Raw genomic sequence first — 16,691 nt, forward strand, 5'->3', positions numbered from 1 at the left:
CCCGCGTGCCCGCCTCGTACCATGGCCGGGTGACGGACGACGCCCGACCGAGCGACCAGCCGTTCGCGCGCGCCCGCCGCCGCGGGGCCGCCGTCTGGCACCGCGCCTCCCGTCCTCGCCGTCTCGCCCTCGTGGCCGCCGCGGTGGTCGCCGCCGCGGCGCTCGTGACCACCGCCGGCCTGGTCGAGGCACCGCGGTACTCGTCGGCCGCCGCGCTCGACGGCGTCGTCGGCGACGACCTGCGGCACGAGCCCGTCCCCGGGTCGTGGACGCTGACGCCCGCCGACGTCGGCGTGCCGGCGGACCAGGGTCGGTGCCTCCTCTGGCAGGCGGAGCCCGCGGTGGGCCCCGACCGGCTCGACGGCGACGTCCTCGTCAGCGCCGGCGGTGCCGCGGGCGACGACGGCAGGGGCACGAGCGCCGCCACGGACGTCGGCGCCGACTGCCGCTTCGACGGCGGCTTCGGCAGCACCGCGCAGGCCGTCAGCAGGCTCGCACGGGTCGACCCCGTCGACGGCACCGTCCGCTGGTGGGTCGACCTCGGCACCGAGCTCGACGCCGGCAGCGGCTTCGTCCAGGTCTGGCCCGCCGACGGCGCCACCGACACCGCCCTCGTCTCGACGCTGGGCTTCGGCGGGGACGGGTTCGCCTCGTCGTACGCCCGCCTCGACCTCGGGACCGGCGAACTGACCGACGTGACCACCTCGCCGAACGGGCGTGCGCGCCTGACCGACGCCACCGCCTCCTGGGCCCTCGTCTCGAGCGACCCGCAGTTCTCGTACCAGGACTCCCGCGTCTACTACGACGCGGAGCCCGGCACGGGCGAGTTCTCGCTCTACGCGGCCGAAGACCTGGACACCCCCGTGTGGACGGGCGAGACCACCGGCAGCCAGGACGAGGCCCTGACCCCCGACGGTCTGCTCGTCCTCGACGGCGGGACCATCACCGCGGTCGACGGACGGACCGGCGAGACGCACGACTGGGGGCCCGACCTGCCGACCGCCACGACCCTCGTCGTCGACGGCGACCTCGTCGTGGTGGGCCTCGACCCGGCGATCCCCACCTCGACCGACGACACGGACGGCACGGTGGTGGCGCTCTCGCTCGACGGGCGCGAACTCTGGCGGCACGGCTTCCGCCAGGACCGCGGGGTGCAGGCGACCGGCGACTGCCTCGTCTTCTCGACCACGCCGGGGGTCGTCTGCGTCGACCGCCGCACGGGCGCCGAGCTCTGGACGACCCCGCCCCGCGACCGCCGCCACGGGCTCGCGCGGGTGACCACCGACCCGGCCGGCGACCGGGGGTCGCTCGTCTTCGCCCAGACCTTCGAACCAGGAGGCGCGGCGGCGGTGTCCGGCGACCTCACGTCGGACGAGGCGGCCCAGCGCACCGTCCGCCTGCTCGACGCTGCGTCGGGCCACGAGGTGGCCCGGGCGGTGGTGCCGGGCGAGTCCCAGATCGCGCTCGTCGGCCGCACGACCGGCTACGCCACGACCGCCTCGAGCGGTCGCACCTCGACCGTCACGGCCTTCGACCTGTCCGACGGCCGCCGCCTCTGGCAGCTCGACACCGAGCGCGACCAGCTCGGCTTCTGGGGCGGCACGCTCGTCGCGAACCACCCCGACGGCAGCGTGCAACGCCTCGTCGACCCGGTGCGCCTGGTCGAGCCGGTGCGCCTCGTCGGCTGAACCGGTGCGCCTCGTCGGCTGAGCCGGGCCAGCCCTGGCCGACCCGCGCCTCCTGCGCTCGGCCCTACCGCGCCCCGGCGGTCATCACGTAGGCCATCGCGTAGGCCCGCGAGTTGCCGTCGTCGATGCCCGTCTCGGGCAGGTCGGCGAGTGCCGTCAGGGCCGCCGCGGCCTGGTCGGGCCCCTCGAGGGCCGAGTACATCAGCACGTAGTCGCCGAGCGGCCGATCGAAGCCCGAGGCGCTCGCCTCGTCGACCACGCGCGCGATCTGCCGGGCGCCTCCGCCCGCCGACGACGTCAGGTACGACACCGAGGTCGGGCTCAGCGGGATCAACTGGATGCCGGCGATCGCCGACGGCTCGGCCGAGAACCAGGTGCCGTAGTCGCGCTTGCCACCCCAGGTCAGCGACACGATCGCGTGTCCGTAGCCGGCGGACGTCGGGCCGGTCAGGTCGGGGGCGAGCCAGTAGGCCAGCGCCGACGAGGCCTCGCCGCTGAGCATCCACGACGCCTCGTCGCCGAGCGCGTCGTCACCCGTGGCCGCGGCCCAGAGCGACAGGCCCGCGTACGCGTTGACCGCCTCGGACGACGACTCCTGGTTGTTCCCGTCGGCGAACGGCGAGTAGCCCGAGGCCCAGCTGTGCGACCAGTAGGGGTCGAAGGCGCGCCGGTCGGGGAACGACCCGTTGTCGGCGCCCGAGGCGATGTCGGCGGCGAGCAGGTCCATGACCGGACGCCAGCGCTCGGCCAGTTCGGGGTCGTCGGCCGCGACGACGCCGGCGGCGTAGAGGAAGTAGCCGTAGTGGAAGTAGTGGTCGTTGAACTCGTCCGAGCCGAACGACGCCGCCTTGCCGACGACGCCCTTCACCGCGGGGTCGTAGACGAAGCACTCCTGCTCGCGCGTCTCGCAGCCCGAGGGGTCGGTCCACCGGTCGAGTCGGTCGACGACCGACGTGCGGAGGGTCTCGGCCGACGCGTCGTCCCCGAGCTGCCGGGCGAGCTGCAGGAGCATCGCCGACCGGTAGAGCGCCTTGCCGCCGTAGTAGGTGTCGACCGGCGTCTCCGCCGTGCGGGCGACGTCGACCTGCACCTGGTCCTCGAGCTGCGCCCTCTGGTCGTCGCTCAGCCCCGAGAGGTCGAGCCCGGTCGAGGCCGTGGTGACCGGTGCGTCGAACGCCAGCGTCGAGCCGATCGACAACGGGACGGTGCCGTAGATCGTGTCGTAGCCCAGCCCGGTGCCGCCACCCGTCGCCGCGTCGCCCATGTGCGGGGCCGGGACGAGCAGGGTGTCTCCCCCGGCCGCCGTCTCGTAGCCGAGCTCGGTGGTCGACACCGCCGACGAGCCGGACCCGGAGGCGCGGTGCGCGGTGGTCACCGACGTCAGCGGCGAGGCGGCCGCGTCGAGCACCGTCCGCACCTGCTCGTCGGTGGCCCCGTCGGGCAGCGGCACGAGGACGACCGAGCCGCCCTCGTCGAGCCGGACCGCCGTGCCGTCGAGGCTGCCGTCCGTCACGGCGACGCCCCACGTCGTGCTGCCGACGGTGAACGTGCCGCGCCCGTCGCCGACGGTCGTGACGGCAGTCCCGAGGGTGTCGGTCTGCGCGGTCGCGGCGGTGTACGAGACGACCGGCGAGCCCTCGGCGACGGTCGTGTGACCGAGCACCGCGTCGCCGTCGAGGTGCGCGACCGTCACCGAGACGTCGTCGTAGGCGCTGATCTCGGTCGCCGAGGCCTGGACGTCGAGGGTGACGTCGGGCAGGGCGGGCGAGACGATCGCCTTCTCGGAGGCCACCGGCACCGGGAGTCCCGCGGCGAAGCCGGCCTGCGTCAGCTGGAACGAGATCGGGAACGGGAACACGGGCGTCGGCTCGTCACCGAAGACCAGCCCCGAGAACCAGGTGTTGGTGGGCGGGACGAGGCCGTCGGCGAGGCGCATGGTCGGGACGGTGCCGACCGACTCCTGGGGCAGGGCGGCGACCAGGGGGTCGACCTGCGAGGCGGGGAACACGTCGCCTCCGGCGTCGGGGCGGCCCGTGGTGTCGGCGTCCGTGTCCGAGCCGCCGGTGCAGCCGGCCAGCACGAGCACGCCGGCCGTGCCGAGGGCGACGCCGGCGAGGACCCGGCGGAGGGTCGGGAGGCGCGGGGCGGGTCGGATCTCGACCCGCGCCTCCCGGGGGTGACGAGCCGGCCCGGAACCGATCGGTGATCCCGAACGATCCCGTCGGCCGGACCGACCCGTCGTCTTTCTCCGTGCGCCGGGGATCGTCAGACCCCGATCTGGCGCAGGAAGTCCTGCATGGTGTTCACGGGCCCGGCGAGGATGCCGTCGTCGCGGAGGTGCATGGTCGCCTCGACCGGCGTGCCGCTCGCGACGAGGCCGTTGTAGGCCCCTTCGCTCAGCTGGTCGCTGACCACGCGGACGGTGGCCGCGGCCGCGCCGTCCTTGGTCTGCACGCTGACCAGGTCGACGCTGCCCTCGACGACCTGCTGGTTGGGCAGCATCACGTCGACGGTCGCGCCGTCCTGGATGCGCTCGTAGTCGCGGGGCGTGAGCGTGAAGTCGGCGTCCACGAAGAGCGTGCCGGCCTTCTCGATGGTCGCGACGGACGTGCCCGAACCGAGGAACCCGCCCTCGCGGACGTCGAGCTGCGACAGCGTGCCGTCGACGGTGGCCATGAAGGTGATGGTGCCGTCGTCGTCCACCGTGTAGGCGTCCGTGTCGGGGACGACGACGTCGTCCGCGAGGTCCTTCTGCAGCGAGGGGCTCTGCAGCGAGAAGAGCACGTCGCCCTTCTTCACCCGGTCGCCGACCTCGGCGTCGGTCGAGGTGACCGTGCCGCTGTAGTCGGTGCCGACGGAGAAGTCCTGGCTCGCGATGGCGGCACTGGTGCTGATGACCTGGGCCTGCCGCTGCGTGAAGATGACGGTGAAGACGGCCACGAGGGCGAGCACCACCAGGATGCCGACGGTCATCTTGATCCTGTTGCCCCAGGTCATGAGACCACCTTCTCTCGGTCGTTCGTGTCGTGTCGGTCGGGTCCGGACACCGGTCCCGCGTGCGGTGTGTGCGATGCCTCGTCGCCGTGCTGCGCCTCGTGGGCGTGCTGATCGTCGGCCACGGCCAGTCGGGCCTCGAGCAGGTGACGCCGCTCGTCGTCGCGCCGGCGCTGCTCGAGTCGCTGCTCGGACGACAGCTCGAGGAACTCGTCGTGGCTCCGGGGCAGGGGCCGGGCGACCTGGGTGCGGAGGGTCTGAGTGGCCACGGGCCCGGTCGTGATCGGACCGGCGACGGTCGTGCGAGCGCTCGACCCCGAGCGGGCGGCACGCTTGATGGCTCCGGCCTCACGCAGGGCCGCGAGCAGGAAGGCCGAGAGCACGGCGGTGTTGATCAGGTTCCAGACCGTGGCGAGCGTGAGCACCCGGTTGTCCCAGTCCCGCCAGATCGCGACGAGCGAGGTGAGCGACAGGAAGAGCCAGAACAGCACCTGGGGCACGAGCACGTTGAACGGACTCGACGCCTTGCCTCCGCCGGTCACGTGCCAGGCCGTGTCCTTGCCGCTCAGCACGTTCCACAACGCCTTGACGTAGATCGGGAACGACACCGACGCGAGCATCAGCACCTCCCAGCGGAACGACCCGAGCGTGAAGAAGGCGAGCGCGATCTGCAGCAGGTAGAAGCCCGAGTAGAAGAGCAGCCACTGCAGCACCGAGATGTGCAGGTTCATCGGGCGCAGGTCGAAGAAGATCTCCATCGGCGGCACCATGATCAGCAGCAGCGGGGCGATGCCCGTCAGGTAGTGGGTCGCCGTCAGCGTGTACTGGAAGCGCTGGTCCATCGTCAGGGTGCGGCGGGGGCTCAGCGGGTTGTGCCGGAAGAGGATCTCGAACCCGCCGGTCGCCCAGCGCAGCTGCTGCTTGCTGTACGCCTCGATGGTCTCGGGGGCGTCGCCGATCGCGAGCGTCATCGGGATGTAGATCGAGCGCCACCCGGCCTCGTGCAGGAACAGGCTCGTCCAGACGTCCTCGGACTTCGAGTCGGTGTCGATGCCGCCGACCTCGTCGATCGCCGCACGGCGGAAGATGACGTTGGTGCCGACGCAGAACGCGGCGTTGAACCGGTTGCGGCCGGGCTGGATGTACCGGTAGAAGACGGCCTGCATGTAGCCGGCGCCGCGGCTGACGATGCTCACGAGGTTGCCGTACGACTGCGGGGTCTGGACGAAGGCGACCTTCTCGTCGATGAAGAACGGCACGGTCTCGTGCAGGAACATCGGCTTGGGCACGAAGTCCGCGTCGAAGATGGCGAAGTAGTCGCCCTTGGCCACCGACAGGGCGTAGTTGACGTTGCCCGCCTTGGCGCCGTGGCTGGTCAGCCGGCGGATGTACCGGGCGCCGAGCCTCGCGGTGAGGTCCTTGACCTCGTCGCTCCGACCGTCGTCCAGCACCCAGGTGCGGTGCGCGCCCTGCATCGCGACGGCGGCCTGGACCGTCATCGCGATCTTCGACAGTTCTTCGCCGTAGACCGTGACGAAGACGTCGACGACGACGGTCTTCCCGTCGACGACGATCGGCCACAGGTGCGGCTGGTCGCGGACGCCGAGCCGGTCGATCGCGTCCTCGTCGTAGAGCGTGTCCTGCGTCGAGTGGAAGTCGAAGTCCCGGGGGTTCTGACCGCCCGAGAGGATCGTCCACATGGCCAGGAGGGCCTGCAGCACCAGGACGGCCTCGGCGATGATCACCGCGACGTAGGGCAGCAGGTCACCGCGGTTGGCGGGGTTCAGCAGGAACTGCCCGTAGAGCAGGATGCCCATGGTGCAGGCGAGCACGAGCAGCACCATGAAGGGTGAGTGGGCACGCCCCTCGGTGCGCGAGACGACCGACGCGTGGTGGTCGCTCGTGATGCGCGTCGTGGGGCGTGCCCGCGATCCCCGCTCCTCGTCGTGGTGTGCCAGGCGCCTCAGTTCGCTGCGAGAGCGAGGAGCCACGTCGAGGGCGGGGCCGGTGTCGGGTGCACCGGTGTCGGGTCGGTTTTCGGCGTCGCTGTCGCGGACGCGCATGGTTCGGGACATGCGTGTTCTCTCCGGGTTCGGGTCTGAGAGACGACCGGACGCCGGCGGCGGTGGGTGACCGCCGTCGGACGTCCGGAGGGGCGTCGGCGACGGCGGCGACTCGAGGTGACGCGCCGGGGTGGGCGGCGGTCGGGTGGGAGCCAGGGGCTCCCGTTTCGGGTCCGTCGACTGCGAGCGGTTCGGGCCACTCGATCGACGGGTTCGCCTCCGGTGTGGGCCTTTCGGGGGACCGTTCCGGGGACGTGTCGAAACAGTACAGGGTCGTTCCCGCCGATTCGCGACACCCGTTCGGGGGGTACGCCCCCTCGAAGGGGTCACAGGCCGCATGGACAGCGGGGAGGTGACACCCGTCCCGGCCCGAGGCTCACCCGTCTCACCCGTCCGGGGGGCACGCCGCGGGGCGGGTGGCACCGACCCCGGCGAGCGGGCCGAGGAGGCGCGGGTGGCGTCCTCGAGGACGGCCACGCCCGGGCGTGTCGCGGGCCGGGCCCGTCGCGGGACGTGCCCGTCGCGGGCCCGGACGCGTTGCGGCCGGGCGTCAGACGGTGAGGTCGGCCAGCCAGCCGGCCAGGAACTCGGCCCCGGCCTCGTCGTGGATCGCGCCCGTCGAGCTCGTCAGCACCGGGTACGGCGTCGCCGGCACGCCGTCGGCCGGGCGGACGTCGACGTGCGCGACCGCGTGACCCTGCGCGTGCAGCCAGTCGGCCATGGCGTAGTCGCTGCGCGAGTCGCCGACCGTGCGCCAGGCGAGCGGGGGCTCGCCGTCGGCCGCCAGCAGCTCGAGCGCCCGCTCGGCCCCGAGGTCCTTGCCGAGCCGCACCGACTCGATGTCGGTCGAGATGATCGTCGGGTCGACGCGCCACTGCACGGCCCCGGAGGCGTCGGGCCGCACGTCGTCGAGTCGGCGCACGCCGAAGCCCCGGCGGACCAGCGCCTGCATCGCCTTCTCGTCGAGGTCGCGTTGCCGGCCCAGGTAGGTCGACGACTCGACGCTCGTGAGCTGCTCGATCGAGACCATCGCGTGCTTGGTCGTGTCGTAGAACACCAGGTCGGCGAACTCGTCCGCCACCAACGCCTGCATCTCGGCGCCGAAGTCGGCGGGCATGGCGAGCGACGAGTCGACCTCGATCGGGCCGATGCCGTCGACACCGTGCTCGGGGCCGATCGTGAACCAGACGGCACCCTTCTCGCAGACGCCGTGCACCCGCGCCCCCTCGGGCAGGCCGGCGGCGAGCAGCGGACCGACGACCTCCTCACGGATGAACGCGTCCGAGCGCCCCGTGTTGAAGACGATCGGCACGCCGAGGGCGGCGAGCGCCACGAGGTCGCGCGTGATCGCGGGCAGCGCGATGCTGCGGGTCACGGGGCTGGCGATTGGGCCGTCGACGTCGAGGAGCAGGCCGAGGCGGGGTGCGCTGGAGGAGGTCACGGGACCATCCTCGCAGCAGGTCCGGCTACGGGGCGGTCGGCAGGGACGGCATCGTCTGCACGAACTCGGCGAAGGCCACGATGAACACCGAGAACGCGACGACGATCGTGATCAGGTACACGGCGATGAAGAGCCACAGCGGCGCGAGCCCGCCACCGGTGCGACGCTTCACGACGACCGAGCGACCGACGACGTAGACGACCGTGAGGAACGCCCACGGCCACGGGAACGGCTTCACGATGCCCCGGGCCGTCAACGCCCGGTGGTCGAGCCAGGCGAAGACGACCGTCAGTGCGTAGACGAGCAGGCCGATGCCCATGTAGGCGAGGTAGCCCGGCGTGAAGGGCGACTGGTAGACGCCCGGGGTGATCGTGGCGGTGCGCTCGAGGTAGTCGCCGACGTCCCAGAAGGCGAGCCCGATCAGTTGCACCAGCGGCAGCAGGACGAGCACCCAGACGAACGGCGTCGAGGTGCTGACGCCGGGGTTGGTGCCCTTGAGCGGGTCGGCGTACCCACCGGGCCCGGGGTAGGGCTGCTGCCCCGGCTGCTGCGCCTGGGGGTGCTGGCCCTGGTACGGCGGGGAGTACCGGGGGTCCTGCTGGTTCTGGGAGCTCCGGGGGTCCTGCTGGCTCTGGGGGTTCTGCTGGCTCTGGGGGTTCTGCCAGGGCTGCTGGCCGGGGGCGTCGCTCACGGTGTCTCCGTCGTCGTCGTGGGTGGGCAGGTCGGGTCGTCGTCGCGCGTCGGGCCGCTCTCCGGCAGCGTAGTGCGGCGGCTCGACTGGGCGCCCGCTCCGGTTTCCGCCTGTGGACGGACCTGTGAGGGCAGCTCGGGTGGGAGGATGGTGGGAACCCCTCGACAGGAGATCACCCGTGGCGTCGCTCCCCCTTTCCGTCATCACCGCACTCGAGGCCTTCGCCGCACCCGATCGCAAACAATCCGTGCACGACCTCGCCGTCGACCCTGCCGGCCCCGAAGAGCAGGCCCTCGCCGACCTGACCGGGTCGGTCGAGTGGGTCGACATGGCCGTCGCCCACCCGCTCGGTCCCGACCGCAGCGACCCCGAGGGCATGCGCCGACTGCTGCAGGCGATGGGAGCAGAGGGCCGCTGCGCCGTCCTGTCGGCGTCGGGTTCCGAAGACGACCGCGACCTCGGCGGCGCCCTCGACGGCGTGCTGCACCAAGAAGGCGGCGCGCTCGTCGTCTGCCGTCCGGGTCCGCTCGCGCTGCTGATCACCGGCCGCGGCGAACACTGGCTGCTGAGCGACCGGGACATCCCCCAGCTGACCGGCCCGATCGGCGTCGTCACGCCGTAGGCGGCGCACTCCCCCGGCGATCCGGCACGAGCCGCATCCCTGGCCGCAGGGCGGCGCGTCGCCCGGACGTCAGCCGCGGCGGATCGGGTCGCCCGTCGTCAGCTGCCAGATCGCGACGCCGTGGAGCCCCTTCGACTCGGCCAGATCGGCGCGCGCGGTGATCGAGCGACCGTCCGACCACCAGAGGGTCGAGCCGTCGCCGGGCGAGGCGGTGTACTCGGCCTGGTCGGCGTCCCACGAACCCGTGGACTGCGCAGCGGTGCGGGCCTCGGCGACCGACAGCGCGCCTCCTGCGGTGCCGTCGCCCGTCCACCGGTAGCCGTACCCCGCGACGCCGAGGTCGAGACGGTCGGCCGGGACGGACTCGAGTGCGGCGTCGAGGACCTCACCGACCCAGGGCAGGCCGCCGACGGGCCCCGGTTCGCTGAACCCGGCGCCGTGCTGGTCGTAGGCCATGAGCACGAACCGGTCGACGGAGTCGGACAGGGCGGCGAGGTCGTAGCCGAGGTCCGCGTATCCCGCCGGGTCGGTGCTGGGCTGCAGGGCCATCGAGATGCTCGCGTCGTCGGGCAGGGCGTCGCGGAGCTCGGCGGCGAAGTCCACCAGCCCCGGGGCGTCCGCGGCCGAGAGCGACTCGAAGTCGATCTGGACGCCGTCCCAGCCGCCGTTGACGACTTCTCCGGTGAGGCCCGACACGACGAACTCGCGGTTGGCCCGGCTCGACAGCAGTTGCGACGCGAGCTCACCGCTGAAGCCGTCCTGGCCCGCGTTGACGACGAGCAGCTCGGCCTTCCCGCCCGCCGACTGGGCGGCCTCGCGGAGGGAGTTGGCCGACTCGTCGCTCGGTGCGACCCCGGCCCCGCCGGTCGTGATCGCGACGCCCGAGACGCCGACCGTGTCGATCGCCGACCCGCTGCGGTCGAGCGCCTCGACGGCGGCCGTCGTCGCGTCGGGTGAGGCGATGGCGTAGCCCTCGACCGCGAGCCCTGCCGGGATCTTCGCCTGCGGCGCGACCGTCGGGTTGTTCCCGTCGGCCGAGCACGACGACATTGTGACCGCGAGCGAGGCGGCGAGCAGCAGGGCGGCGGTGCCGGCGGTCAGGGTGCGCACCGTGCCATCTTCGTCGATCCGGCGGAGCGGTGCGGTGCGGGGCGGTCCCGTCCGGGGCGTGCTTGGCTCGTCGCATGGCAGACGACGGACGACAGCAGACCTGGGACGAGTTCCACGACGACGTGAACATGACGGCCTCGACGCTGCGCGAGTGGCTCGACACCGACGAGTCGCGCGAAGTGGGGCAGAAGGACGGCGGCGAGTCCGTCGGGCACGAGAGCGGCCGGCACATCGTGCGCATCCTCGAGAAGAAGAAGGCCGACCTGACCGACGCCGACTGGAAGCACATGGAGAAGGTCCACGGCTACGTCGCGCGCCACTCGAAGCAGCGCCCCTCGGGCGACGTCACCGACACGAAGTGGCGCTGGTCGCTCATGAACTGGGGGCACGACCCGCTGGCCTGACCGGCGACCGGCCCGACCGGGCCGACCGGCGGCCCGCGGGACCGGCAGACTGGTCCGATGAAGACCGCACTCGTCACCGGGGGCTCGCGGGGCATCGGCCTCGCCGTCGTCCGCGACCTCGCCCGCACCCACCACGTGATCGTCCACGGACGGGACGAGGAGGCGCTGCGGGCGATCACCGCCGACCTCCCGTCCGCGACGGCGTGGGCCGCGGACCTCTCGGGCCCGGCCCTCACGGTGCCGCCGCTCGACGGGCTCGACGTGCTGGTGCACGCGGCCGGCGTCATCGGCGGGCGCGCCGTCGCCGACACGGAGCGCGACGACTGGCGGCGCGTCTTCGAGGTCAACGTGTTCGCCGTGGCCGAGGTGACGCGGCAGCTGCTGCCGGCGCTGCGGGCGGCGCAGGGCACGGTCGTGTCGATCAACAGCGGCTCGGGGTTCACGGCAGGGCCCGACGGCAGCACCTATGCGGCGAGCAAGTTCGCCCTGCGCGCGCTGACCGACGCCCTGCGCGAGGAGGAACGTCCGCACGGCGTCCGGGTCAGCTCGGTGCACCCGGGCCGCGTCGACACCGACATGCAGCACGAGTTGGTCACGGCCGAGGGCGGCACGTACGACACGTCGCTCTACCTCGAACCGCAGTCCGTCGCGGACGCGGTGCGGCTCGTGGTCGACCTGCCGCACGGGGCGACCGCCGAGGTCGTCTCGGTGCGCCCCACCCGCCGCGCCTGACCCGCCGGGGCCCGAGCGGCCGCGGCCCGGCCCGCGCCGGGCACGCTGGCGGCGCCGGCTGCGTCAGGAGGCGCGGGCCGAGCAGCGAGGCCGGACGGATGTCGCACCGCCGACTGAGCATCGCACCGCCCACTTCGGCGGTGCGATGTCCATCACGCGGTGCGACGCCCATCGGGTGGTGCGGACCGCGGGTGGTGCCGACCGCGGGTGGGTCAGCTGTAGTCGTGACCCGAGACGCCGAGGGAGCGGTAGACGTACTCGCCGCCCTCGCTGGCGTCGTCGTCGAGCTCCCACATCAGGTCCTCGCCGTCGGAGGCCCCGGGACGCGTGACGCTCTTCTGCGGCAGCCCGTCGATGAGGGTGAGTTCTTCGGTGGTGGTCCCGTCGTGGCCGACGAAGCGGGCGGTGTAGGTCTGGTCGCTCATGGCGTGGACGGTACGCCGGGTGCTCCGAGGCGGCCCGTCGCACCCCCTCCCGGGCGCGGCCGGGCGCGGCCCACTACCGTTCACGGCATGAGCGAGAAGAAGGCCCCCGAGCCGGCGACCCTGTTGATCCTGGGCGCGAGCGGGGACCTCGCCGCGCGCCTCCTGATGCCCGGCCTCGGCGGCCTGTTGTCGATCGAGCCTCCCCGGCGCGTGCAGCTGATCGGCGCCGGCGTCGAGGAGTACACCGATGCCGAGTGGAAGGCACGCGTGAAGACGTCGTTCGACAGCGTCCACGCGAGCGGCCCCGCCGTCGACGCGTTGCTCGAGTCGACCACGTACATCACGGCCGACGTGACCGGGGCCGACGGCCTCCGCGGCCTCCTCGAGGCCTGTGACGCGCCTCCGTCCATCTACTTCGCGCTGCCGCCGGCCATCACCGAGAAGGCCTGTGCGGCCCTCCGCGAGGTCGACCTGCCCGAGGGCACGGCGCTCGCCCTCGAGAAGCCGTTCGGCACCGACCTCGCCAGTGCGAAGAAGCTCAACCGCGAGGTGCTGAAGCTCGTGCACGAGGACCAGGTGCACCGTGTCGACCACTTCCTGGGCCGCTCGACCGTGCTCAACCTGCTCGGCCTGCGGTTCGCGAACCGCCTGATCGAGCCCATGCTCAACAACCAGCACGTCGAGAGCATCGAGATCGTCTACGACGAAGAACTCGGCCTCGAGAACCGCGCGCGCTACTACGACCACGCCGGCGCCATGGTCGACATGATCCAGAGCCACCTGCTGCAGGTGATGGCCGTGCTGACGATGAACGCTCCCGCCACGCTCGGCGCGGCCGACCTGCGCGACGAGAAGGAGTTGGTGCTGCGCGCGACCCACGTCTGGGACGACGACGCCGTCGCGAACTCCCGCCGTGCCCGCTACGGCGAGGGCGAGGTGGACGGCCGCACCCTGCCCGCCTACGTCGACGAGGACGGCGTGGACGCGTCGCTCGAGACCGAGACGCTGGCCGAGGTCGTCGTCGAGGTGGCGAACTGGCGGTGGGCCGGCGTGCCGATCCTGCTGCGCTCCGGCAAGGCCCTGGCCTCGCGTCGCCGCGAGATCGTCATCACGTTCCGCCCGCCCACCCACGTCCCGAAGGAGTTCGTCGGCGGAGGCACCCCCGACCGCCTGCGCATCGCGATCTCACCCGACGAGATGTCGCTCGAGCTGAACGTCAACGGCCCGGGCGACTCGTACGACCTGTCGCGCGCCTCCCTGCACGCCGACTTCGGCGCGGCCGACCTGACGGCCTATGGCGAGGTGCTCGAGGGCATCCTCGACGACGACCCGACGCTCTCGGTGCGCGGCGACTCGGCGGAGGAGGGGTGGCGCATCGTCGCCCCCGTCGTGAAGGCCTGGAAGTCCGGCGAGGTCGCGATCGACGAGTACCCGGCGGGGTCGGCCGGGCCGACGTCCTGGCCCGCGGGCGTGCACCAGAACGAGCCCGCCGTCCGCGCCCGCGAGGGCGCGAAGCTGGCGCACCGCGAGGACTGAGCCGGACCCGGCAGGCGCACGCCGCCTCGCGCACACCGCCACGAGGTAAACGATCCGCCACGCGATCGTGTGGCGGCGTGTTTGCTTCGTGGCGGGGTGGGTCGGGGCCAGGGCAGGGCGGCAGGCAGGGGCGGCGCGGGCGCAGGAGGCGCGGTGCCGGCGGGCGGTCAGCCGAGGCTGACGAAGGTGCTCACGTCGTCGCGCGGCAGCTCGTCGGCGACGGCTCCCACCTGCATCCCCGCGACCGTGACGCGGCCGCCGTGGCTCGAGAGGAACGCCGTGTCGGAGGCGTCCCGTCCGGTCGCGATGCGCAGGAGCGTCTGACGCGGGGCCAGCCCGGTCGCGTCGACCACGTGCCAGGCACCGTCGACGAAGGCCTCGGCCACGGCGTGGAAGTCCATCGGGGACAGGCCCGGGGCGTAGACGCTGACGAGCCGCGCGGGAACGTCGAGCCCCCGCAGCAGGGCGATCACGAGGTGCGCGTAGTCGCGGCAGACGCCCTGCCGGTCGAGCAGGGTCTGCACCGCGCCGTCGGTCGGCGCGCTGGCCCCGGGCACGTAGGCGAGGTGCGAGCCGACCCACGTCGCGACCGCGGCCAGCAGCTCGCGCCCCTCGAGCCCGCCGAACTCGGCGCGGGCGGTCGGGCTGAGCGTGTCCGACTCGCAGTAGCGGCTGGGGCGCCGGTAGCGCACGAGGTCGAGGTCGTCGACGGCGGGCTCGTCGAGTCGTCCGTCGACGACGACCCGGTAGTCGACGGTGACCCGGCCGGCCCCGACCTCGCACAGGTGGAGGAGGGTGCCGTGGTGGTCGTGCAGCTCGCGGACCTCGAGGGGTGCGCCGTGCTGGGTGACGGCCAGCGCCTCCTCGGTGATGCGGGCGGTGCCGGCCTGCGCCACCGCGTCGGGCGCGGCGTAGGCGCGGGAGGCGGCGATCGACAGGACGAACTCGGCGGGGCCGTCGACGTCGAACTCGAGCCGGGCGGACGCGGTGCGCTTCATGACCAGAGGGTGGCACGGTCGTGAGTCGAACGTGTTTCGGGGTCCGCCGTGAAGCGGCTGCGACCCTGCTGGGACCGTCGCTCGATGTCGGTGGTGGCGGGTTGGATGAGCGCATGCCCTCGTACCGCGTCACGCTCACCGTCGGCACCCTGCGACCCGGGGTGCGGCCCGACTCGGTGCTGCCCGCGGCCGCCGCGAGTGCGGCCGGGTTGACGACCGTCGAGGCCAGCGACGTCACGCTCGTGCGCGGTGAGCCGCGGTTGGTGGTGCGCTACGAATGCGCCGCCGACGAGCCCGCGCATCGCATCGGGGCCGTCGTCGAGGCGACCGTGGGCGAGCTGGCCGACGTGGTCCAGGGACTCGTGACGCGCCGCGACGGCGGGGCGTGGACGCTGGTGGGCGCGGTCTGACCCGGGTGACGTAGGGTCGGAATCCCTCGATGCACGGGACCCGCCGCGCGTAGGCTCCCGACATGGGGACGACGACGCGGACGCTGCTCACGACCACTGCTCGCACGGGGGTGGCCGCGGCGACGGTCCTGCTCGCCTCGGGGCTGTTGACGGCCTGCAGCGACGGCGACGACGACCCCGTGGTGACCGTCAGCCCGAGCGTCAGCCCGTCGGCGACGCCCGAGAGCCCGACACCGGCACCCGCGCCTCCCACCGACGGCATCGTGACGCCGTCGCCGGGCCCGACCAGCCCCAGCCCGCGTCCCACACCGGTCACCACCGACAAGCCCACCGACCGGCAGACGATCCCCCCGCAGAACTAGCGGTCGCGCCCCGTGGCGCGGCAGTGCGCCCCCGTGGCGTCGCATCGCACCACGAACTGAACGTCGCACCGCGGATCTCCGCGGTGCGACGTTCAGGAGGCGGTGCGACGTCCGGCAGGCGAGCCGAGCCCGGGCCGACCCGCTCAGTACCAGTTGACGGACTGCGAGTGCGACCAGGCGCCGCACGGGGTGCCGTAGACCGACTTGATGTAGCCGAGCCCCCAGGTGATCTGGGTCTTGGCGCTCGTGGCCCAGTCGCTCCCGGCCGAGGCCATCTTGCTGCCGGGCAGCGCCTGCGGGATGCCGGTCGCGCCGCTGGGGTTGTAGGCCTTGTAGTTCCAGCCCGACTCCTTCGTCCAGAGCGAGACGAGGCACGAGAACTGGTCGCTGCCCCAGCCGTACTGGGACGACGCGAGGGACTGGGCCGTGGCCTTGGCCCCGTCGACCGAGTTGTCGGCGGCGGCGCGGGCGGCCTCGGCGGCGGCCGCGGCGTCGGCGGCGGCCTTCGCCTCGGCGGCTGCCTGGGCCTCGGCGGCGGCCTGCGCGGCAGCGGCGGCGGCAGCGGCCTGTCGGTCGGCCTCGGCGGCGGCCGACTGGACGGTCTGCGCCGAGAGCGCGGTCTTCTCGACGCGGTCGTTCAGCGTCGAGGCGTCGAGCTTCTCGTAGTCGGCCAGGGAGGCGACCTGGGTCTGCAAGTCGCTGGCGTCGGTCCGGCTCGAGGTCGAGGCCACGACCTGGTTCGCGATCTGGATCGTCGAGCGCGCCTTGGCCTGGGCCAACGAGGTGGCGATGTCCACCTTCTGCTGCTTGACGTCGGCGGCGTGCTGCTCGGCCGAGATGGTGTCGGCACCGGCGGCCGACATCGACGTGACCGCGAAGCCGGTGCCCGTGACGAGGGCGACCGCGGCGACGCCACCGATCAGCGAGAGGCGACGACGGGCGGTGCGACGGCGTCCGGCGGAGAGCGAGCGGCGCGTGGCGGGAGCCTCGGCGGCGGTCGCGGCGTCCGCGCCGGAGGCAGGGGTGTTCTCGGGGGTCATGTGGTCCTCGTGCTCGGCCGACCCGCGCCTCCGGTCGGGCAGGGCGCACACGGCGATGCCGCACGGGCGCGGGGCGCTCGGGGCGGCGGGGCCCCGCGGCAGAGGCGGGGGAAGCCGTGACAGGTCGGTGTCGGTCTCGCGAGGCCGTGGGGCCTCGACTCGTCCGCCGCAGCTG

Annotated in this window: 16 protein-coding genes; 7 read left to right on the forward strand and 9 right to left on the reverse strand. The window is 73.1% G+C overall.

The window, feature by feature from the left end:
- The first annotated feature begins 29 nt into the window (after nucleotides 1–29).
- On the forward strand, nucleotides 30–1,688 hold the full coding sequence (locus tag EDF21_RS10995) for a PQQ-binding-like beta-propeller repeat protein (protein ID WP_123571352.1): 1,659 nt from the start codon (nucleotides 30–32) through the stop codon (nucleotides 1,686–1,688).
- Between the two features lie 64 nt (nucleotides 1,689–1,752).
- Here EDF21_RS10995 and EDF21_RS11000 read toward each other — a convergent pair whose 3' ends face one another.
- From EDF21_RS11000 to EDF21_RS11020, 5 genes are all read right to left on the reverse strand, one after another.
- Complete coding sequence (locus EDF21_RS11000; RefSeq protein ID WP_123571353.1) at nucleotides 1,753–3,774, reverse strand: glycosyl hydrolase; 2,022 nt, start codon at nucleotides 3,772–3,774, stop codon at nucleotides 1,753–1,755.
- Between the two features lie 179 nt (nucleotides 3,775–3,953).
- Nucleotides 3,954–4,685, reverse strand: a complete 732-nt coding sequence (locus EDF21_RS11005; RefSeq protein ID WP_123571354.1) for an efflux RND transporter periplasmic adaptor subunit — start codon at nucleotides 4,683–4,685, stop codon at nucleotides 3,954–3,956.
- Nucleotides 4,682–6,757: a glycosyltransferase gene (locus tag EDF21_RS11010; protein ID WP_233568462.1), complete on the reverse strand. Its 2,076-nt coding sequence runs from the start codon at nucleotides 6,755–6,757 to the stop codon at nucleotides 4,682–4,684. The genes EDF21_RS11005 and EDF21_RS11010 overlap by 4 nt, the downstream gene beginning before the upstream one ends.
- Before the next feature lie 538 nt (nucleotides 6,758–7,295).
- Nucleotides 7,296–8,186: a hypothetical protein gene (locus EDF21_RS11015; RefSeq protein WP_123571355.1), complete on the reverse strand. Its 891-nt coding sequence runs from the start codon at nucleotides 8,184–8,186 to the stop codon at nucleotides 7,296–7,298.
- Between the two features lie 25 nt (nucleotides 8,187–8,211).
- Nucleotides 8,212–8,877, reverse strand: coding sequence for a hypothetical protein (locus EDF21_RS11020; protein ID WP_123571356.1), 666 nt, complete (start codon nucleotides 8,875–8,877; stop codon nucleotides 8,212–8,214).
- 178 nt (nucleotides 8,878–9,055) lie between these two features.
- Here EDF21_RS11020 and EDF21_RS11025 point away from each other — a divergent pair, with 178 nt between their 5' ends.
- A complete protein-coding gene (locus EDF21_RS11025) occupies nucleotides 9,056–9,499 on the forward strand; it encodes a hypothetical protein (protein WP_043596785.1) in 444 nt (147 codons plus the stop codon).
- A gap of 69 nt (nucleotides 9,500–9,568) precedes the next feature.
- Here the strand turns inward: EDF21_RS11025 and EDF21_RS11030 are convergent, their stop codons facing one another.
- Nucleotides 9,569–10,609, reverse strand: coding sequence for a glycosyl hydrolase family 18 protein (locus EDF21_RS11030; RefSeq protein ID WP_123571357.1), 1,041 nt, complete (start codon nucleotides 10,607–10,609; stop codon nucleotides 9,569–9,571).
- A gap of 74 nt (nucleotides 10,610–10,683) precedes the next feature.
- Between EDF21_RS11030 and EDF21_RS11035 the strand changes: the two genes are divergently transcribed.
- Complete coding sequence (locus EDF21_RS11035) at nucleotides 10,684–11,013, forward strand: DUF3140 domain-containing protein (RefSeq protein ID WP_056043833.1); 330 nt, start codon at nucleotides 10,684–10,686, stop codon at nucleotides 11,011–11,013.
- Between the two features lie 57 nt (nucleotides 11,014–11,070).
- Nucleotides 11,071–11,745, forward strand: a complete 675-nt coding sequence (locus tag EDF21_RS11040; protein WP_123571358.1) for an SDR family oxidoreductase — start codon at nucleotides 11,071–11,073, stop codon at nucleotides 11,743–11,745.
- A 212-nt stretch (nucleotides 11,746–11,957) separates the two neighbouring features.
- On the opposite strand, the gene EDF21_RS11045 is transcribed toward EDF21_RS11040, so the two are convergent.
- Nucleotides 11,958–12,170 (reverse strand): hypothetical protein, encoded by a 213-nt coding sequence (locus EDF21_RS11045; RefSeq protein WP_123571359.1) that lies wholly within the window; start codon nucleotides 12,168–12,170, stop codon nucleotides 11,958–11,960.
- Between the two features lie 87 nt (nucleotides 12,171–12,257).
- Here EDF21_RS11045 and EDF21_RS11050 point away from each other — a divergent pair, with 87 nt between their 5' ends.
- Nucleotides 12,258–13,706 carry a glucose-6-phosphate dehydrogenase gene (locus EDF21_RS11050; protein WP_123571360.1) on the forward strand — a complete coding sequence of 483 codons (1,449 nt, stop codon included), beginning with the start codon at nucleotides 12,258–12,260 and terminating at the stop codon, nucleotides 13,704–13,706.
- A 167-nt stretch (nucleotides 13,707–13,873) separates the two neighbouring features.
- Here EDF21_RS11050 and EDF21_RS11055 read toward each other — a convergent pair whose 3' ends face one another.
- Complete coding sequence (locus EDF21_RS11055) at nucleotides 13,874–14,704, reverse strand: transglutaminase family protein (RefSeq protein WP_056043838.1); 831 nt, start codon at nucleotides 14,702–14,704, stop codon at nucleotides 13,874–13,876.
- Between the two features lie 113 nt (nucleotides 14,705–14,817).
- Between EDF21_RS11055 and EDF21_RS11060 the strand changes: the two genes are divergently transcribed.
- Both EDF21_RS11060 and EDF21_RS11065 read left to right on the forward strand, forming a co-directional pair.
- Complete coding sequence (locus tag EDF21_RS11060) at nucleotides 14,818–15,114, forward strand: hypothetical protein (protein ID WP_123571361.1); 297 nt, start codon at nucleotides 14,818–14,820, stop codon at nucleotides 15,112–15,114.
- Between the two features lie 62 nt (nucleotides 15,115–15,176).
- Complete coding sequence (locus EDF21_RS11065; RefSeq protein WP_123571362.1) at nucleotides 15,177–15,476, forward strand: hypothetical protein; 300 nt, start codon at nucleotides 15,177–15,179, stop codon at nucleotides 15,474–15,476.
- A gap of 143 nt (nucleotides 15,477–15,619) precedes the next feature.
- Here EDF21_RS11065 and EDF21_RS16905 read toward each other — a convergent pair whose 3' ends face one another.
- The gene (locus EDF21_RS16905) at nucleotides 15,620–16,516 is read right to left on the reverse strand and encodes a phospholipase (RefSeq protein WP_199736343.1); all 897 of its coding nucleotides are present in this window, start codon (nucleotides 16,514–16,516) and stop codon (nucleotides 15,620–15,622) included.
- Nucleotides 16,517–16,691: the final 175 nt, after the last annotated feature.

Source organism: Frigoribacterium sp. PhB118, from assembly GCF_003751725.1.
Taxonomy (GTDB): Bacteria; Actinomycetota; Actinomycetes; order Actinomycetales; family Microbacteriaceae; genus Frigoribacterium.

Excerpts from the sequence above, each read along its gene's own strand:
- EDF21_RS11045 (WP_123571359.1), bottom strand. The coding sequence starts at position 12,170 with ATGAGCGACCAGACCTACACCGCCCGCTTCGTCGGCCACGACGGGACC.
- EDF21_RS11040 (WP_123571358.1), top strand. The coding sequence starts at position 11,071 with ATGAAGACCGCACTCGTCACCGGGGGCTCGCGGGGCATCGGCCTCGCC.
- EDF21_RS11055 (WP_056043838.1), bottom strand. The coding sequence starts at position 14,704 with ATGAAGCGCACCGCGTCCGCCCGGCTCGAGTTCGACGTCGACGGCCCC.
- EDF21_RS11035 (WP_056043833.1), top strand. The coding sequence starts at position 10,684 with ATGGCAGACGACGGACGACAGCAGACCTGGGACGAGTTCCACGACGAC.
- EDF21_RS11060 (WP_123571361.1), top strand. The coding sequence starts at position 14,818 with ATGCCCTCGTACCGCGTCACGCTCACCGTCGGCACCCTGCGACCCGGG.
- EDF21_RS11005 (WP_123571354.1), bottom strand. The coding sequence starts at position 4,685 with ATGACCTGGGGCAACAGGATCAAGATGACCGTCGGCATCCTGGTGGTG.
- EDF21_RS11065 (WP_123571362.1), top strand. The coding sequence starts at position 15,177 with ATGGGGACGACGACGCGGACGCTGCTCACGACCACTGCTCGCACGGGG.
- EDF21_RS11050 (WP_123571360.1), top strand. The coding sequence starts at position 12,258 with ATGAGCGAGAAGAAGGCCCCCGAGCCGGCGACCCTGTTGATCCTGGGC.
- EDF21_RS11010 (WP_233568462.1), bottom strand. The coding sequence starts at position 6,757 with ATGTCCCGAACCATGCGCGTCCGCGACAGCGACGCCGAAAACCGACCC.
- EDF21_RS16905 (WP_199736343.1), bottom strand. The coding sequence starts at position 16,516 with ATGACCCCCGAGAACACCCCTGCCTCCGGCGCGGACGCCGCGACCGCC.